Source organism: Streptomyces coeruleorubidus, assembly GCF_008705135.1.
Classification (GTDB): domain Bacteria; phylum Actinomycetota; class Actinomycetes; order Streptomycetales; family Streptomycetaceae; genus Streptomyces; species Streptomyces coeruleofuscus.
The window spans coordinates 7,795,888-7,812,836 of record NZ_CP023694.1 but is presented as its reverse complement, the minus strand read 5'-3'; the positions used below and the strand labels follow the sequence as shown (position 1 = coordinate 7,812,836).

The window sequence follows — 16,949 nt, the reverse complement described above, 5'->3', positions numbered from 1 at the left end:
GCCACTATCCGATCACACTCCGGTTCAACTCACGCGGAAGACCGGCCCTCTGGCACTGAACGGCAGCCGCGCCCCCTGGGGGATCAGGTACGCGTGCTCGCGCCGCACGCGCAGGACGTCGCACCAGCCGTCGGTGATGACCAGGATCGGTGCCCCGGGCGGGAAGTCGTCCGCGCGGTGCAGCAGGTCGATGCCGGGTTGCAGGACGGTGCCGCCGCGGCCGTGCACGCGCACCCGGCCGGCGATCTCGGTGACCGGCAGGTAGCCGGCGTCGTGCGGGGCCGCGTCGCAGAACACGACCCGGGCGGCCGGTACGTCCCGGGCCTCGGCGTAGGAGGCGATGGCGCCCAGTGCCTTGCCGAGCAGGACGCGGTCCATGGAGCCGGAGGTGTCCAGGACCACGCCGAAGGTGCAGCGGGCGACCTCCTCGGGCGGGAAGTACCGCCCGGCGCGCGGAATGCCGGGCGTGGCCGCCTGGCGGCGTGAGGGGCGGGCGAAGGACCGTACGGGCTCGGGGCGGGGCACGAACTCGTCGAACCAGCGGGCGAGCCGCGCGTCCCACGGCAGCGGCGGGTGGCTGAGCGTGCGGATCTCCTCGACCAGGCCGCCCGGCAGGAAGCCGCGCTCCTGCCGCTGGTGCAGGTCGAGGCCCTGGGCGAGGCCGCGGCGGTAGAAGCCGTCCAGGTCGACGTAGTCGCGGGGCGGGCCGAGCGGCGCGCCGAGGACGTCACCGACGCCCTTGCCGCGCGGGGTGGCCAGGCGGCGCATGCGGCGCAGGTCGCCGGCGATGCGGTCGTAGACCTCCTCGGCGGACAGGCCGGAGAGCTCCGGGTCGTGCAGCAGCCCCTCGGGCATGGTGCCGACCTGCATGTCGGTCAGCCAGCCGTTGATCACGTAGTCGCAGGCGATGTTGAACAGGTAGGGGTCGCGGGTGCCGCAGCGGTCGCCGTGGCGCAGGGCGGCGTGCAGCATCTCGTGGGCCAGGACGAACCGCCACTCCTCGTCGTCGAACTGCCGCAGCGGGTTGACGTAGATCTCGCCGGCCTCGGCGTTGACGGCGGCGATCGCGATGCCGTGGGCGCGGGCGAGTTCGGCGTCGGCGACCAGCTTGATGCCGGACGCGATGCCGCCGAGCAGCGGGTAGGAGGAGATGAACCAGCTCAGCGCCCGCTGCCAGGGCCGTAGCAGGGGCGCCTCGCCGTCCAGGCTGTCGCGGCGGCCGCCCGCCATGTCCATCGCGGCGGACACGGTCCGGGTCAGGGCGCCGGCGAAGGCCAGCTGCCAGTCGGGCGGCCGGGACCAGCCCACCCAGGGCACCAGCACCTGGTCGGGCGCGTCGCCGGCCGTACCGCAGCGCTCGTACACGGGGGGCAGTCCGTCGCGCCGCCAGCGGGCGGCGAGCTGCTCCTCGTCGCCGTCCGGGTAGGAGGCGGGCAGGTGCTCCGGGGTCTCGCCGACGGTGAAGCCGAGCAGGAAGCGGTTGACGACGACGCAGCGGGCGGCGAGGTCGTGGCGGTCGGGCTGGACGCGGTCGCCCTTCACCGCCGGGACGTGCCCGAAACCGAGGTGGAGGACGGCGTGGGCGAGCGCCCAGGCCCAGGCGGCGGGCTCGGCGAGCCGGTCCGGGTGGGCGTGCAGGTCGCCGTCGGAGTCGACGACCACGAGTCCGTGGCGGGACGCGAGGCGGCACTCCTCCTGGCGGCAGACGTCGAACTCCACGGCGGCGAGGGCGGGGTTGGTCCGCATCAGCCGCATTCCCTCGGCGAAGGCCTCGCCCGCGAGGTCCCGCTTCTTCTTGCGCTGGTCCTTGCCGCGGCCGCGGCTCACCGGCGGGCCTCCACCAGCCGGGGCATGTCGCGCGCCGCCTCGACGAGGAACCAGGAGGGCAGCACGGGGTTGCCGTCGTTGTCGGAGGCGATGACGGTCTGGGCGACCTCGACGGATATCTCGGCGAGCTGCACCAGCAGCGACTTGGCGCGGTAGGCGGTCTGGCGGCCGTTCGCGGACATGTGGTCCTTGCTCGCGGGCAGTTCCTTGATCAGGCGGCCGCGGAAGGAGTCGGCGAGATAGAAGAGCAGGTCGCGGTCCTCCGGGCGGTTCGGCCAGCGGGCGTCGCCCTTGAGGATCGCCTCGATGCCGAACCGGCTGCGCACGATCTTGACGTAGCCGCAGAAGGCCTGCGCGTGCGCGGGCGTCAGCGTGCCGTGCGCGAGGACCCGCAGCGTCTCCTCGTCGAGGTCGCGGCCGAAGGAGTGCAGGGCGTCGGAGAGCATGTGCCAGGAACGGGGCGTGGAGAACGGCTCCTCCGTCTTCGGCGGCTTGGACCACAGGTGGTCGGGCCGGTCGGTGAGGTGGTCCACGATCCAGGGGTGGATGCCGTTGCCGCCGGCCCAGGTCAGCCAGTCCTTGGCGGAGGCCTCCAGGTGCACGTGGGTGAGGCGGTTGACGAGCGCGGAGGCGATGGGCCGGGCGAGCGCGTTGTCGGTGGCACGGTTTCCGGCGCCGATGACGATCGAGCCCTTGGGCAGCTCGTAGGTGCCGATACGGCGGTCGAGGATCAGCGAGTAGAACGCCTTCTGCACGTCCGGCGTGGCCGCGTTGAGCTCGTCGAGGAAGAGGCAGTACGGCTCGTCCCGGGCGATCGCCTCCGGCGGGCAGAACACCGAGCGGCCGTCGCGGATCTGCGGTACGCCGATGAGGTCCTCGGGCGCCAGCTGGGTGCCGAGCAGGCTCACGCACTCCAGCCCGAGCGACTCGGCGAACGCCCGTACCAGGGAGGACTTCCCGATGCCCGGTGCGCCCCAGATGAAGACCGGCCGGACGGTGGCGAGACCGAGCAGCAGCTCCGGGATGCGGGCGGGAGTGACGGTGACGGCGGCCTGCAACGCAGGTTCTCCTCGAAAAGGGGTGCGGGAAGACGAACCGCACCAGTGTGTGCGTACGGCTCCCCGGACGCAGCCCAATTTCAGGCGGCGCGTTCCTCGCTGCTCTCCAGCGGCACCTGGGGGCCGTCCGACTCGCGCATCCAGCGGCGCAGTACGCGGTGGACGTGTTCGGCGCCGACGAGTTCCTCCCCCTCGTCGACCGGCGGGGAGAAGCCGAGCGGCGACAGCAGGAAGGGCTTGCCCTGTTCGCCGCCGAGGCCGCCGTGGGAGCCGATCTGCTCCTCGAAGGCGAGGACTTCGCCGTCGGCCGGGTCGTGGAAGGAGTTGACCATGATGTCGGCGGTGTGCGGGAAGGAGTGTGTACGGCGTACCGCGTCGGCGGCGCCCGGCCCGAACGCGGCGAGCGGGCCCGGGTTGTCGTCGAGGTCGGCCAGCGGTATCTCGGCGCCGTACGCGCCGAGGACGACCCCGCCGTGCTCGTCGCTGCGGACCAGCAGGAAGCCGATGCCGGGGTGGTTGGCGAGGGTCGGCAGCAGCGCGGGGTGGCGGGCGTCGATCTCCTCCTTGCTCATGCGGTGCGTGACGTCCGGGAAGGAGACCAGGCCGAGGTTGCCGGAGGCCAGCACGATGGGCTCCGAGCGGCGCGTGGGTCGGTGCCGCTCGCCGCTCTCCTCGACCGGGATGCGCAGGGCGGCGCGCACGGCGGCGCGGGCCTCCGCCCCGCTGCGGGTGCGCTCCGCCCGGCGCGGCACGGGCAGTCCGCAGCCGGCCCGCACCAGGTCGCCGAGGGTGAGGCCGTAGCGGGAGCGGAAGGTCTCACCGGGGCTCTGGCCGTGGTCGGACAGCACGACGATCCGGTACGGGCGCGGGGCGTGCTCGGCGACGTTCTCGATCAGGGCGAGGGAGCGGTCGAGGCGTTCGAGGACCTTCCGCGCGTCGCGGCTCGCCGGGCCGGAGTGGTGGGCGACCTCGTCGTAGGCCACGAGGTCGGCGTAGACGGCGGTGCGGCCGGCGAGCATGTCGCCCGTCACGGCGGCCACGACGACGTCCCGCTCGACGACGGTCGCGAAGGCCCTCACGAGCGGGTAGAGGCCGCCGCGGGAGACGCGCGGGCGTTGTTTGCCGAGGCGGGCCCGGGTGGACTGGCCGATCTCCCGGCCCACCTCGGCGACGAAGGACAGGGCCGTGCGCACGGCGTTGGCCGGGTCGGAGAAGTAGGCGAAGTAGCCCGCCCGGGAGCGGTTCTCCCGGCTGCGGCGGCCGGCGATGGACAGCACGAGGGCCTGTTGTCCGGCGCCGCCGCTGAACAGGTTGCCGCGGCTGGCGCCGTCGACGGCGAGCAGGCCGTCGTGCCCCGCGTATCCGGCGGCGCGGCGCTGGAGCTCGGCGGCGCTGGTCGGGCGGTTGCAGACGACGACCTCGCGGGTGTCCTTCTCGTACCAGCGGAACGCGGGGACGTCGTGGTTGCTGCCGTGCAGGATGCCGAGCTGGCTGGCGCCGGTCTGGCTGGACCAGTCGGTGCGCCACGGGGTGAGCCGGTGGGTGGGGCGGGCGCCGGCGCCGATGCCGAGCCAGCCGGCGACGGTGGGCATCAGGCCCTTGGCGACCGCGTCCAGCAGGACGTCGTGGCCGACTCCGTCGAGTTGCAGGAAGACCGTGCCGGGGGTGGACGGGCAGGGCGGTCCGGATCTGCGGCGGCGGTCCGAGAGGCGGTACAGCCTGCGGCGGTAGGCGTCGTCGTCGCGCACGGCCAGGGCGGCGCCGGTGGCGGACGCCACGGCGGACATCACGGCGGCGACCACGACGGCGGTCTCCGGGGCGGCGGTGCCGCGCTCCCCGGGGTCGAGGCGCAGGGCGAGCAGCAGCAGCGCGCCGTTGAGGAAGAACACCAGCAGCCCGAGCACGAGCGCCGGTACGAGGAGCAGGAGCCGGACGAGCAGGGGCCAGACCAGGGCCGACAGCAGACCGAAGGCGCCGGCGCCGAAGGCCGCCTTGACGGCGATGTCGGTCGCGCTGTCGCCGTCGGCCGAGCGGAGCCGGAAGTCGGGCAGGATCCCGGCGAGCACGAGCATGGTGAGGGTGGAGACCGCCCACACGGCGACGCTCCGCCCCACCTGACTGGCGACCCGCCGCCATCGCACGCCCCGCACGCCCAGCCACCTCACGTCCCGGCCCGTCGCGACCACGGACCCTCACCCACAGTGCCACAACGCACCGGGGACGCCCCGTGCCCCCGGACCGTCGCGTCAGCGCCCGTCGTAGCCGGCGGTCGGCATCGACAGCCTGCGGTGCACGCACGCCTTCATCGCCGCGTCGTACGCCGGCTCCGCGTGCCCCACCGTCTCGACCCGCACCCCGCGCCGCACGCACTCCGCGGTGAACTCCTCGACGGAGGAGAGCGCGCTCTCCAGCACTCTGCGGCTGGGTGCCACGAACAGGTCGAGGCCGGGCCGGACGCCGTCCCACAGCGCGCCGTGGTCGGGACGCAGCCCCCGGACCAGTAACTCGCGGCTGATCACATAGCCCCGCTCGGCGGCCCAGCGGGCGCACATCGCGTGCTGGCTGCGGGAGTCGACCAGGAACGGATCGTCGTCGAGCTCCTCCAGCGGCGTCAGACTCGCGATCGCCGTGACCCGGACCGGCACCATGGCGTCCCCCCTCACCTCCGGTTTTCGTCGCCGACCCTACTCCTGCACGTAGGCTTCGGGGAGTCGCGCGAAGGAGGCAAAGAAGTGCCGGTGGAGATCACCTGGTGGGGTCACGCCACTTGCACGGTCGAGGACTCGAACGTACGCGTGCTCACCGATCCGCTGTTCGCGCGCCGGCTCGCGCACCTGCGCCGCCGGCGCGGGGACCTGCCGCCCCCCGGCGCCCACCAGGCGGATGTCGCGCTGGTCTCGCACCTGCACGCCGACCACCTGCATGTGCCGTCGCTGATGCGGCTCGCTCCGGGCACGCGCCTGCTCGTGCCCCGGGGCGCACACCGGGCGGTGCCGGGACTGCGCCGGCTCGCGCACCTGCGGGTCAGCGAGGTGGCGCCCGGGGACGAGACCCCGGTCGGCGACATCGTCGTACGGGCCGTGCCCGCGCGGCACGACGGACGCCGGCTGCCGCTCGGACCGCACCGCTCCCCCGCGCTCGGCTACGTCGTCGCCGGTGAGGCCCGGACGTACTTCGCCGGGGACACCGGGCTGTTCGACGACATGGCCGAGGAGGTCGGGCCGGTCGAGGTGGCGCTGCTGCCGGTGGGCGGCTGGGGGCCGTACCTGGGCGAGGGACACCTGGACGCGGGCCGGGCGGCCCAGGCGCTGGCGCGGCTGGCGCCGCGCAGTGCGGTGCCGGTGCACTACGGCACGTACTGGCCGATCGGGATGGACGCCGTGCGCCCCCACGAATTCCACGCGCCGGGTGACGAGTTCGTGCGGCTCGCGGCGCGGCACGCGCCCGGCGTGGCGGTGCACCGGCTCGGGCACGGGGAGAGCGTGCGCCTCGAGGTCGCGCGGTGATCCCGACCGCGCCCGTGGCGCAGACCGCGATACCCCTGCTCGCGGCGTCGGCCGTCACCCCGGTGTCCATCGTGCCGGAGTCCACGCAGCAGGCGGTCGGCTATCCGTCGCTCTTCCTGCTGGTGCTGATCGGGGCGCTGGTGCCGGTGATCCCGACGGGCGCGCTGGTGAGTTCGGCGGCGGTGGTCGCCGTCCACCAGACCGCGCCGTTCTCGCTGGCGATGGTGTTCGTGACGGCGTCGCTGGCGGCGTTCCTCGGGGACGCGGCGCTGTACTGGCTGGGGCGGCGCGGGATGAAGTCGAAGAACGGCTCGCGCTGGCTGGCGGCGATCCGGGCGCGGGCCCCCGAGGACCGGCTGGAGCAGGCGCAGACGAAACTCGCCGAGCACGGTGTGGCGGTGCTGGTGCTGTCCCGGCTGGTGCCGGCGGGCCGTATCCCGGTGATGCTGGCCTGTCTGATGGCGAAGTGGCCGATGCGGCGCTTCTGGCGCGGGAACCTGCCGGCCTGTCTGGCCTGGGCGGTGACGTACCAGTTGATCGGGATCCTGGGCGGGTCGCTGTTCGATGAGCCGTGGGAGGGCGTGGTCGCGGCGATCGCGCTGACCTTGCTGATCAGCGCGGTGCCGAGTGTGGTGCGGCGGGTTCGGTAGCGCCGTACTGGATTGCGGTTGTTCCCGGGGTGCGGGTTGTGGGGGTTGATCGCGCAGTTCCCCGCGCCCCTTGTATACCTACAGCACCTTTGAAGCGCCGACCGGCATGTCCCAGAGGTTTTCTCGAGGGAGGCCTGTCTTCTCCCAGGCGGCGCGGACCCGCGTGAGGGGTTCCAGGACCGGCTCCGCCGACAGGACGAAGGTCGCCCAGTGCATGGGGGCCATCCTGGTCGCTCCCAGGTCCTGGGCCGCGCGGACCGCCTCCTCCGGGTCGCAGTGGACGTCGCTGAGCCACCAGCGGGGGTCGTAGGCGCCGATGGGGAGGAGGGCGAGGTCGATGCCCGGGTAGCGGCGGCCGATGCGGGAGAACCAGTGGCCGTAGCCGGTGTCGCCCGCGAAGTAGACGCGCTGCCCGTCCTGGTCGGTGAGGACCCAGCCGCCCCACAGGCTGCGGCAGGTGTCGGTGAGGGTGCGCTTGGACCAGTGGTGGGACGGGACGAAGTCGAAGCGGACGCCGTCGAGTTCGGCCGCCTCCCACCAGTCGAGCTCCGTGACCCGGGTGAAGCGGCGGCGGTGGAACCAGCGGGCGAGACCGGCCGGGACGAACACGGGCGTGTCGCGCGGGAGCCTGCGCAGCGTGGGGGCGTCCAGGTGGTCGTAGTGGTTGTGGCTGATGACGACGGCGTCGACGCGCGGCAGCGCCTCCCAGGGGACGCCCACGGGGGTGATGCGGGCTGGGGTGCCGAGGATCCGGCGGGACCAGACCGGGTCGGTGAGGACGGTCAGTCCGCCGATCCGCAGGACCCAACTGGCGTGGCCCGCCCAGGTGACGGCGACCGTGCGGGCGTCGACGCGGGGCAGCGGGCCGGGTGCGTAAGGGAGCCGGGGGATGTCGGCGAGGCCTTCCGGGCCCGGTCGCACGGCGCCCTCGCGGGCGAAGCGGGCCATGGCCCTCAGGCCGGGGAGCGGGGCGGTCAGCCGGTCGTGGAAGGTGCGCGGCCACACCCGGCGTTCGGCCAGCGGTCTCGGCTCGGCCGGCGGCGGGTACGGGGGCGCCAGGGGGGACGGGAGGGCCGCGTCGCCGGCTTCCCGAGTGGTCGTGCTCGCGGTCGACTCGGACTGCTGCGTCATCGAGGAGGCTCCCATCGCTGAGCTTCGTCGCGGAGATCGTCGAAGGCCGACTTCAGTTGGATCAACGAGCCTTGCACGTGCGGCAGTTCCAACGGCGTGGGTGAGGTGAGGCATTCCGCGCGTTCCGTGTCGGAGCCGGCCAGCAGTGCGCCGGTCGAAAGCCGCACGCGCGGGGCTTCGAGCTCGTCACCGAAGCGGTGGCCGCCCGGCGCGGGCATGCCGAGCCGGGCGGTGAGGAAGTCCTCCAGTTCCTGGGCGTCGCCGACGTCGTGCGCGGTCAGCGCGGGGCGCAGCGGCGAGAGGTCGACGTACAGATGGCGGCCGGCCTGCGGGGGCCGGGCGAGGGCGCCGGCCGCGACGACGGCGGCGTGCGCCTCGGCGGCCAGGCGCGCGTGCAGGCGCACGGCGGTGGCGACGCGCGCCGTGACCGCTTCCGGTTCCTCCAGGGCGTAAGCGGCCGCCGCGGCGATGGGAGCGGCGACCCGGGCGTCGAGCGCGGTGAGCACGTCGAGCACGCGCGCGTGGAGGCCGTCGGCGTCCTCGCCGGCCGGGAAGCGGACCGCCGCGGCCGGCCAGCCGGGCGGGAGCAGGGCACCGGCCAGGTCGGTCACGACGGTGACCCGGTCGGGCAGCATCTCGGCGGGGCTGAGCAGCACGGTGTCGTGCGGGTCGTGCAGGGTGTCGCGCCAGGTCTCGTCGCTGACCAGGTGCAGGCCCTCCCCCTGGGCGGCCTCGACGGTCTCGTGCAGCAGCTCGGGAGGGGCGACGGTGGCCGTGGGGTCGTCGGCGACGGACAGCACGAGCAGGCGGGGATCACCGCCTTCGGCGCGGACCCGGCGCACGGTCTCCAGCAGGGCGTACGGGTCGGGCACCCCGCCGCTCTCCGGCGGGGTCGGCACGTGGAAGGCGGGGCGTCCCAGCAGGCGGGCGTATGGCGCCCACCAGGCGGCGCAGGGTCTCGGCACCAGGACGTCACCGCCGAGGGCGGCGGTCAGGGCCAGCAGCAGCGCGGGCGCGCCGGGCCCGGCGGCCACCCGGCCGGGGTCGCAGTGCAGTCCGCGCCGGTCCCAGTAGCCGCAGGCGGCCTCTCGCAGGGCCGGTCCCCCGCCGACCGGCTCGTGGTCGCCCCGGGACGCCGCGGATGCGAGCACGGCGGACAGCTCCGGCAGCACGGGCAGTCCGTCGTCGGGGAGCGGCGGCCCGAACCGGACGGGGCCGTGACCTTCCGGGGCCGTCCGCCGCATCCGTACCTCCGCAGTGCCTGGTGCCATGTCCTGCCGGCCTCGCCCGTACCCTCGGCCACTGAGTACCCACGGTGCCGCCGCCCCATGGGCGCCCGGCCGGTTGTGACGGTCACAGCATGAGCGGGCCGGGCCGGGGAACATGGGGGCTTCCGAAGCGGTGGTGCGCGCCGGGCGTCAGCGGTACGGGTCGCTCTCCCGGTTGCGCAGGCGGTGCACGGCGGCGCCGAACGCGCCCGCGATCAGCACCCCGCCCGCGACCAGGGCGGGCACGGAGTCGGTGAAGGCACCGCCGTCGCCGGCGCGTACCCCGCGCGGTACGACCGCTTCGCCGCACTCGGTGTGGTGGTGGCGCGGTTCGTCGAGCGGTTCCTCGGGGCAGGGCTCGTGGGTGGGCCGGTGAGGGGGCTTGTGCGTCGGCTTGTGAGTGGGCTGGTGGTGGCCACCGCCGTGGGCCACCGTGAACGTCGCGCTCCACTCCTTGCCCTCCCCGCCGGGAGCGGCCGGGCAGGTGCCGTCGACGGTCCACGCCGAGTCCTCGCCGAGGGCGTCCGGATCGCCCTCGAAGTTCTCCGCGGGAGCGATACGGGCCGTCCCCCGGTAGGCCGGGCCGGACACCTCGTCGTCGTTGCCGGTCACCTTGCGCAGCGGGACCGTGCCCTCGTCGAAGGCCTGCGAGGTCGCGTCGATGCTGTCGGGCGGTGGCCCCCCGGTCGGATCACAGCTCACCGAGATGGTGAGCGTCCCCCCGGGCTCCACGGTGGCCGGGCTGACCTCGGCGGCGGGTTCGGCGGCCACGACCGGCGCGAAGGCCACCAGGGCGGAGCCGGCCAGGACGGCGAGGGAGAGTGCGTGGCGGGTGCGGCGCATGGAGCGAGCTCCTTCGGGCGACGGCAGAAAAGCCCTCCTGCCATCACAGCCAGTCCGCTACGACGCCGCGCGCGGCCGTGCCCCATTCGCGGGACAGTGCCACCCCATCAGGTGAATGGGAGCAACTCGGCGTTACGCCACATCCCGCATGACCTGTTCCCGGACCCGACCGCAGCACCGGCTGATCAGCCGGGACACATGCATCTGCGAGATCCCCAGCTCCTCGGCGATCCGGCTCTGCGTCATGTCCCCGAAGAACCGCATGTACAGGATCGCCCGCTCCCGCTCCGGCAGCGCCGCCAGCCGCGACTTCACCGCCTCACGGTCCACGACCGTGTCCAGCGCCGGATCCGGCGACCCGAGGGCGTCGCTCAGGGAGTACCCGTCCTCGCTGCCGGGCAGCTCCGCGTCCAGGGACAGGGCGGTGAAGCTCTCCAGGGCCTCCAGGCCGGTCTTGACGTCCTCCTCGCTCAGCTTCGCGTGCTCGGCGATCTCCGCCACGGTGGGCCGCCGGCCGGAGATGGTCTGGGACAGGTCCTGGGAGGCGAACCGGACACGGTTGCGCAGGTCCTGGACCCGGCGGGGTACGTGCAGGGTCCACATGTGGTCCCGGAAGTGGCGCTTGATCTCGCCGGTGATGGTGGGCACGGCGTAGCTCTCGAAGGCGTTGCCGAGCTCGGGGTCGTACCGGTCGACGGCCTTGACCAGGCCGAGGGCCGCGACCTGGCGCAGGTCCTCGAAGCTCTCGCCGCGGCTGCGGAAGCGTCCGGCGAGGCGGTCGGCCATGGGCAGCCAGGCCTCGACGATCTCGTCGCGGAGCGCGTCGCGCTCGGGTCCGGCGGGGAGTGTGGCGAGCCTGCGGAAGGCGTCGGCGGTGTCGGGGGCGTCGTCGTGGGGGTGCGGCTTCGCGCTGGTGTGGATCGGCATGATGCGTCGCAATTCCCTTGAAGGTGCTCTGGGTTGGACGGTCACCGTGGGAGCGCATCACCTGAGCGGACCAGGAGCGCCGGTGGCGGCGCGATCGGCCGCTCCCACGGACGTGCCTCCTGTCCGAAGCACTGGGGTGCGCCTGCCCCCGGCCCCCGCCCGCAAACCCGGAGAGGTTTTCCGCCGTCGCGCAGGGTGACTCGTACCGATGGCTCTGTCCCCATACGTCCGGGAGGTCGTACATGAGCACCAAGGTCTCCGACCACGTCCTCGAGCGGTTGCGCGAATGGGGGGTCGAGCAGGTCTTCGGCTATCCGGGCGACGGCATCAACGGCCTGCTCGCCGCATGGGGGCGGGCCGAGAACGAGCCCCGTTTCGTGCAGTCGCGGCACGAGGAGATGTCGGCGTTCCAGGCGGTCGGGTACGCCAAGTTCAGCGGCCGTCTCGGGGTGTGCACGGCCACGTCCGGGCCGGGCGCGATCCATCTCCTGAACGGCCTGTACGACGCGAAGCTGGACCATGTCCCGGTGCTGGCGATCGTCGGCCAGACGCACCGCACCGCGATGGGCGGCTCCTACCAGCAGGAAGTGGATCTGCACACGCTGTACAAGGACGTCGCCTCCGACTTCGTGGAGACGGTGACGGTGCCGGAGCAGCTGCCCAACGTGCTGGACCGGGCGATCCGCACCGCGTACGCGCGGCGCTGCCCCACCGCGATCATCATCCCCGGTGACGTGCAGGAACTCGACTACTCGCCGCCGACGCACGAGTTCAAGATGGTGCCCTCCAGCCTGGACCGCAGTTCGTGGACGGCGATTCCCTCAGACGACTCGGTGCGGCGGGCCGCCGAGATCCTCAACTCCGGTGACAAGGTGGCGATCCTGGCCGGCCAGGGCGCGGCCGGCGCGCGGGCCGAGGTGGAGCGGATCGCCGAACTGCTCGGCGCCGGTGTCGCCAAGGCGCTGCTCGGCAAGGACGTCCTCAGCGACGAACTGCCGTACGTCACCGGCTCGATCGGCCTGCTGGGCACGCGTCCGTCGTACGAGCTGATGCGGGACTGCGACACGCTGCTGACGATCGGGTCGTCGTTCCCGTACACCCAGTTCATGCCGGAGTTCGGCAAGGCGCGGGGCGTGCAGATCGACATCGATCCGCACATGGTCGGGATGCGCTACCCGTACGAGGTGAACCTGGTCGGCGACGCGAAGGCCACGCTGGAGCGGCTGATCCCGCTGATCGAGGAGGGCCGCGGGCGCGAGTGGTACGACACGGTGTGCGCCAACGTGACGCGGTGGCGGGACGTCATGGAGCGCCGGGCCGGACTCGACGCCGACCCGATCAACCCGGAGTACGTGGCCCGCGCTCTGGACCCGTTGCTTCCGGACAACGCGATCGTCGCCTCCGACTCGGGTTCGACGGCCAACTGGTACGCGCGGCACCTGACCATGCGGCCGGGCATGCGGGGCTCGCTCTCCGGCACGCTGGCGACGATGGGCTGCGGGGTGCCGTACGTGATCGGCGCGAAGTTCGCGCACCCGGACCGGCCCGCGATCGCGCTGGTGGGCGACGGGGCGATGCAGATGAACGGGATGGCGGAGCTGATCACGGCGGCGAAGTACCGCCATCAGTGGGAGGATCCGCGGCTGGTGGTCGCCGTGTGGAACAACCAGGACCTGAATCAGGTCACGTGGGAGATGCGGGCCATGGAGGGCGCGCCGCAGTTCCTGCCGTCGCAGCAGCTCCCGGACGTGCAGTACGCCGCGTTCGCGCGTTCCCTGGGGCTGACCGGGATCCGGGTGGAGAAGCCGGAGGACGTCGAGGCGGGCTGGCGTGCCGCGCTGGAGGCGGACGGCCCCGCGGTGGTCGAGTTCCTGACCGATCCGGCCGTCCCACCGATCCCGCCGCACGCCACCTGGGAGCAGATGGAGGCGACCGCCGCGTCGATCCTGAAGGGCGACTCGGACCGGGGATCGGTGGTCAAGCAGGGCTTCAAGGCGAAGATGCAGGAGTTCCTGCCGGGGCGTGAGAGGAAGTAGCGGTCGCCGCTGTTGAACCGCAGTGAGTAGTTCAGTTGCCCACGAAACAGTTCAGTGGGTAGTTCAGTAGCGCACTGAACTGTTCAGTGCCGTCTGTCGATTCTGTCCCTTCACATCGAACCGTGGCTTGCCGCACGGATCTGTGCACCGAGCTTGCGGTGCGAGGGCCGGGGCAAGTTCGAATGAGGCGGTGTCCCACCTTGGGGCGGCTCTTGCCTCAGTTTGCCCAATCAGCGGACATCGCCCCCGGTGGGGGCGCATAGACTCAACATCACGCCCCCACCTGCTTCCGCTGCGTGAGATGGTCGTGCCCATGCGAAAAGGTGCGGTGATCTCACTCCCTGCCTGTCAGTAGTGATCGCCATCGCGGGATATGACCAACCCGAAACTGACCACCGGCAGTATTTGGCGGCTCTACCCACGCTCGGGGGGCCGCATCCGAACATGCGTGTGGGCCGCTTGAGGTACTCGGACTTTGACGGGTGGAAGTAGAGGATCTGCCCGCGCACGGGGCTACATCTCGCATCAATGTGTCTTGGCACGTGCCCAGGACGGTGATGCCGTGGGCGGTGGCGACTTTGGTGATCGCGCTGAGCACTTCGCGGCGGTGTTCTTGACCCAAGGAGTCGCCTAGTTCTGGACCCCTTAGCATGTCGGGCTGCTTGGCGAGTGTCCGTTGACGGACTGCATCTGCGTTGCGATAGAACGCAGACGGTCGGCAAGTTCTGGCTGGTCGTACCGGGTGAAGATCTGGGCGAGGCTGTCGACGAGGTTTGTGCGGGCGGGCGTGTCGAGGTCCTGCACGAAGGTCTGGAGCAGGTGGGCGACTTGGACCCAAGCGGTGTGCGGGGCGTAGGTGGTGATTTCGCGCGTCAGCCGGCTCAGGGCTTCGATGGTGTTCGGGTCGGCGGCTTGTGGCTGGTGGATGAGCCAGTGGGCGAGAGCCAGTGTGGGTGTTGTGGACAAGGCGCGGTGCAGTTCCTCCGCCTGGTGCTGGCGTTGGCGGTTGGTTTGTTCGTTCAGTGCCTCGTCGTGTATCCGGCGTTGGAGGCAGACGACTGTCTCGATGTCTGTGATGTCAGCGGTCAGTTGTACTCGGGCCCATAGGAGGCGGACGGGAGCATCGACGAGGTCGTGTGAGGTGCCGAGTCGGCTGTTGATGTGGGCTTGAGCGGCCTGGTGTTCAGTAAGGGGATACAGGCGTGCCACGGCGCGGGCTGTTTCAAGAGCGTGGTGGGCGGCTGCCGTGCGGGGGTCGTGGTGTTGTCGGGCTGCGGGTGTTTCCTCCCAGCGTCCGATCAGGTGTGCGTGGAAGTTGTAGCCGAGGGCGTTGCTGGGCAGGGCGTACGTGGTGTCGTTGTCGGTGAGGTGGCCGGCCCGCGGGGCGGGCCAGCCGGCTCGGTCACGGTTGCGGCGCATGTGGGTCCGGGGGTGCGGCGGGGTCTTCGGCCCTCAGGCGGGTCAGGAGCTGGTCGCGCAGGTGGGTGGCGTCGCTGGGTACTTGCGAGGGCGGTGCGGGGGCCCAGCTGAAGAGGAGGTTCTGCATGGCGAGCAGTCGTGGCGCGCTGTAGTGGGGGTCGGTGGGGCGGTGTACGGCGTTCAGGAAGATCTGCTGAATGGTGGGGCTGAGGTCGGGTGTGTCGAGGGCGGTCTGCATCCAGTAGGCGAACGCCTGCGCTACGACCGGGGACCAGGTGGTCGTCGGCAGGGCGTTGCGCCACATGTCGGCCAGCCACGGGGTCGTGGTTCGCTTGTCTGTCAGGAGAGCGGGTCCGTTAGGCGTGCCGCGGGTGGCGAGGTGAGCGAACGTGCTTTGCGCTGCCGCCTGCTGGGCTTTGCGGTGGTCAGCAGCCCATTGGGTGAGCTGCTTGTGGATGGCTGATCGTTGGTCGTCCTGGTCCCACAGGGCGTTGAGGGCCTGGCTGATGGCAGCGGTGACTTTGTCACTGTGGACAGCGTTCTGCTGTGCAGGGGTGGCCAGTTCAGCGATTCTGCTCAGCATGCTGGTCGGGTAGATAGCGGCGAGACGCTGGACGGCCCGGATGAGGACGACTTTGAAGTCGGTGCTGAGCGTGTCCGTCTCGTTGGCCCATCGCCGGTAGGCGTTGCGGGCCAGTGCGCCGGCGTGGTCGTCGATTGCGGCGAGGACCAGCAGGTCGCATGCGGCGTCGGCGTGCGAGGAGGACCATTGCTCGGCCAGGGAGCGCAGGAGGCTCGTCCTGCGGTGGCGTGCGGTGTAGTGCACGGTCCAGTGGCTGACACGCTGGGCCAGTGGTGCGGTCAGGTCTGCTTCGCCCAGGGTGGTGACTTGGGCAGCGGTCCAGCGGGTGAACTCTTCGAGGAGGTGGGGTCGGTCGTCGAGGAAGTAGTCGACGACCGCTTCGGCGTAGTTGTGGTACCGGAAGCGGATGGTGCCGTCGGGCTGCAGATCGGCGTTGGCTGTGTGTGTCAGCGCGACGACGCCCAGCCCCTGTTGGCCACTGCGGGGCTCGGACTTCTCGTTGAGCGCCGTGGCCAGGCTGCCGGATGCCTTGTAGATCTTGTCCGAGCTCGCTCCCTCCAGTACAGCGGCCGCCAAGAGGTAGTTGCGGTAGGCGCTGTCGCTGTGGGTGTTGTGCCAGTTGAGAAGCTCGGTGCGCCAGTCTTCTGCAGCCTTGACTACTTCCCGGACCAGGGCTTTGAAGTAGTCAGTGTCGGGCGATCCGTCGGATGCGGGGCGGCCTTTGCGGCGTTCGATGTCCTCGGTGGTGATGATGGCGTTCGCCCAGGCGGCCACTTGCGCCGGCAGGAGGGAGGCGATGCCTCCGCTGATGGGCTCGGATGAGAGCCAGTCGTTGATGTCAATGGCGAAGGGCGCCTGTTTGAGTTGCCTGCCCAGGATGTCCTTGCGTGGTGGTCCTTCCAGGGGCCTGGCGATTTCCGCTGCTCCTCGTCCGCATGTGGCCCAGGCTGTGGTGCTCATCAGGACGACGAGACAGGATCCCTCTGGCAGCTTGTCTGCGTCCTCGACCAGTTCACGGCCGAAGCCGGCCGGGGGCTGTTCCGCGCGCAGGTCCAGGATCCATCCGGTATGGGGCTCTTGCAGTCCTGCCATGTCGAACGGCGCATCTGGTTCCCGGCGCACTTGGCGGATGGTGTCGCCAACGCGACGGCGCAGTACGTCCAGGGCGGTGCTGAAGCGGCCGGTGCCGTCTTGTCCCGTCAGGACGACGACCGGCCTTTGGTCCAGGATCTTGTGAATGGCCTGGTCGTCGTCTTCGTGGCGGACGTAGGTCTTCAACTGCGCGGCGACTTCCGCAGGGGGCAGTGGAATACCCCGTAGCCGGCGGAATCCTTGCTCGATGAGAGTGCCGATGACGGTGCCGCGGTTCGTGCCGATGCGTTGGCTGACCTGTCCGGCCCAGCCGGGCTCGGTGATCTCATCGTGGAGGTCGGCGTCCTGGGAACTGCCGTGGTCTTCAGGGGTTTCTTGTTCTGCGGGAGCGTCCGCTTCCTCCGGAGTGTGTGGTGTTGAGGCGTCATCAGGGAAGTCGGGGGTGGGCGGGGCTTCCCGCCAGCTGGGTTCGGGCGGGTTGGATGACGCCGTCGGTGCGTCGGAAGCGGGCTCCGTGAGGGGATGTGCTACGGGGGACGGGGCAGTGGTCGGGAGGGCGTCCGGTGTTTGCGGCGTTGGGGCGCTGGAGGTCACAGGCGGTCCTTCTTG

General features: G+C 71.7%; 13 protein-coding genes. 3 read left to right on the top strand and 10 right to left on the bottom strand.

Annotated elements, in window-relative coordinates; all coding sequences use genetic code 11:
* Positions 1-24: 24 nt before the first annotated feature.
* From CP976_RS35970 to CP976_RS35955, 4 genes are all read right to left on the bottom strand, one after another.
* Complete coding sequence (locus tag CP976_RS35970; RefSeq protein WP_150485647.1) at positions 25-1,755, bottom strand: vWA domain-containing protein; 1,731 nt, start codon at positions 1,753-1,755, stop codon at positions 25-27.
* 68 nt (positions 1,756-1,823) lie between these two features.
* Complete coding sequence (locus CP976_RS35965) at positions 1,824-2,885, bottom strand: ATP-binding protein (protein WP_150484072.1); 1,062 nt, start codon at positions 2,883-2,885, stop codon at positions 1,824-1,826.
* Positions 2,886-2,965: 80 nt separating this feature from the next.
* Complete coding sequence (locus CP976_RS35960) at positions 2,966-5,035, bottom strand: phage holin family protein (RefSeq protein WP_150484071.1); 2,070 nt, start codon at positions 5,033-5,035, stop codon at positions 2,966-2,968.
* A 96-nt stretch (positions 5,036-5,131) separates the two neighbouring features.
* A complete protein-coding gene (locus tag CP976_RS35955) occupies positions 5,132-5,533 on the bottom strand; it encodes a hypothetical protein (protein WP_086853807.1) in 402 nt (133 codons plus the stop codon).
* Positions 5,534-5,617: 84 nt separating this feature from the next.
* Between CP976_RS35955 and CP976_RS35950 the strand changes: the two genes are divergently transcribed.
* Positions 5,618-6,391 (top strand): MBL fold metallo-hydrolase, encoded by a 774-nt coding sequence (locus tag CP976_RS35950; RefSeq protein WP_150484070.1) that lies wholly within the window; start codon positions 5,618-5,620, stop codon positions 6,389-6,391.
* 35 nt (positions 6,392-6,426) lie between these two features.
* Positions 6,427-7,041 carry a DedA family protein gene (locus CP976_RS35945; protein ID WP_373304874.1) on the top strand — a complete coding sequence of 205 codons (615 nt, stop codon included), beginning with the start codon at positions 6,427-6,429 and terminating at the stop codon, positions 7,039-7,041.
* A gap of 78 nt (positions 7,042-7,119) precedes the next feature.
* On the opposite strand, the gene CP976_RS35940 is transcribed toward CP976_RS35945, so the two are convergent.
* From CP976_RS35940 to CP976_RS35925, 4 genes are all read right to left on the bottom strand, one after another.
* A complete protein-coding gene (locus tag CP976_RS35940; protein ID WP_150484069.1) occupies positions 7,120-8,172 on the bottom strand; it encodes an MBL fold metallo-hydrolase in 1,053 nt (350 codons plus the stop codon).
* Positions 8,169-9,416 (bottom strand): aminotransferase class I/II-fold pyridoxal phosphate-dependent enzyme, encoded by a 1,248-nt coding sequence (locus tag CP976_RS35935; protein WP_150485645.1) that lies wholly within the window; start codon positions 9,414-9,416, stop codon positions 8,169-8,171. Before CP976_RS35935 ends, CP976_RS35940 begins: the two co-directional genes overlap by 4 nt.
* A 174-nt stretch (positions 9,417-9,590) precedes the next feature.
* Positions 9,591-10,283 carry a hypothetical protein gene (locus tag CP976_RS35930; protein ID WP_150484068.1) on the bottom strand — a complete coding sequence of 231 codons (693 nt, stop codon included), beginning with the start codon at positions 10,281-10,283 and terminating at the stop codon, positions 9,591-9,593.
* A gap of 132 nt (positions 10,284-10,415) precedes the next feature.
* Positions 10,416-11,210, bottom strand: coding sequence for an RNA polymerase sigma factor SigF (locus tag CP976_RS35925; RefSeq protein ID WP_150484067.1), 795 nt, complete (start codon positions 11,208-11,210; stop codon positions 10,416-10,418).
* 242 nt (positions 11,211-11,452) lie between these two features.
* Between CP976_RS35925 and CP976_RS35920 the strand changes: the two genes are divergently transcribed.
* Entirely contained in the window at positions 11,453-13,246 is a 1,794-nt protein-coding gene (locus CP976_RS35920) for a thiamine pyrophosphate-requiring protein (protein ID WP_150484066.1), read from the top strand.
* Between the two features lie 645 nt (positions 13,247-13,891).
* Here CP976_RS35920 and CP976_RS35915 read toward each other — a convergent pair.
* Together CP976_RS35915 and CP976_RS35910 are read right to left on the bottom strand one after the other, a co-directional pair.
* Positions 13,892-14,665: a hypothetical protein gene (locus CP976_RS35915; protein WP_150484065.1), complete on the bottom strand. Its 774-nt coding sequence runs from the start codon at positions 14,663-14,665 to the stop codon at positions 13,892-13,894.
* Positions 14,649-16,934, bottom strand: a complete 2,286-nt coding sequence (locus CP976_RS35910) for a hypothetical protein (RefSeq protein WP_150484064.1) — start codon at positions 16,932-16,934, stop codon at positions 14,649-14,651. The genes CP976_RS35915 and CP976_RS35910 overlap by 17 nt, the downstream gene beginning before the upstream one ends.
* Positions 16,935-16,949: the final 15 nt, after the last annotated feature.

Bases quoted from the DNA above. Each gene is read 5' to 3' on its own strand.
- CP976_RS35970 (WP_150485647.1), bottom strand. From the start codon at position 1,755: ATGCGGCTGATGCGGACCAACCCCGCCCTCGCCGCCGTGGAGTTCGAC.
- CP976_RS35955 (WP_086853807.1), bottom strand. From the start codon at position 5,533: ATGGTGCCGGTCCGGGTCACGGCGATCGCGAGTCTGACGCCGCTGGAG.
- CP976_RS35940 (WP_150484069.1), bottom strand. From the start codon at position 8,172: ATGACGCAGCAGTCCGAGTCGACCGCGAGCACGACCACTCGGGAAGCC.
- CP976_RS35935 (WP_150485645.1), bottom strand. From the start codon at position 9,416: ATGCGGCGGACGGCCCCGGAAGGTCACGGCCCCGTCCGGTTCGGGCCG.
- CP976_RS35930 (WP_150484068.1), bottom strand. From the start codon at position 10,283: ATGCGCCGCACCCGCCACGCACTCTCCCTCGCCGTCCTGGCCGGCTCC.
- CP976_RS35925 (WP_150484067.1), bottom strand. From the start codon at position 11,210: ATGCCGATCCACACCAGCGCGAAGCCGCACCCCCACGACGACGCCCCC.
- CP976_RS35920 (WP_150484066.1), top strand. From the start codon at position 11,453: ATGAGCACCAAGGTCTCCGACCACGTCCTCGAGCGGTTGCGCGAATGG.
- CP976_RS35915 (WP_150484065.1), bottom strand. From the start codon at position 14,665: ATGCGCCGCAACCGTGACCGAGCCGGCTGGCCCGCCCCGCGGGCCGGC.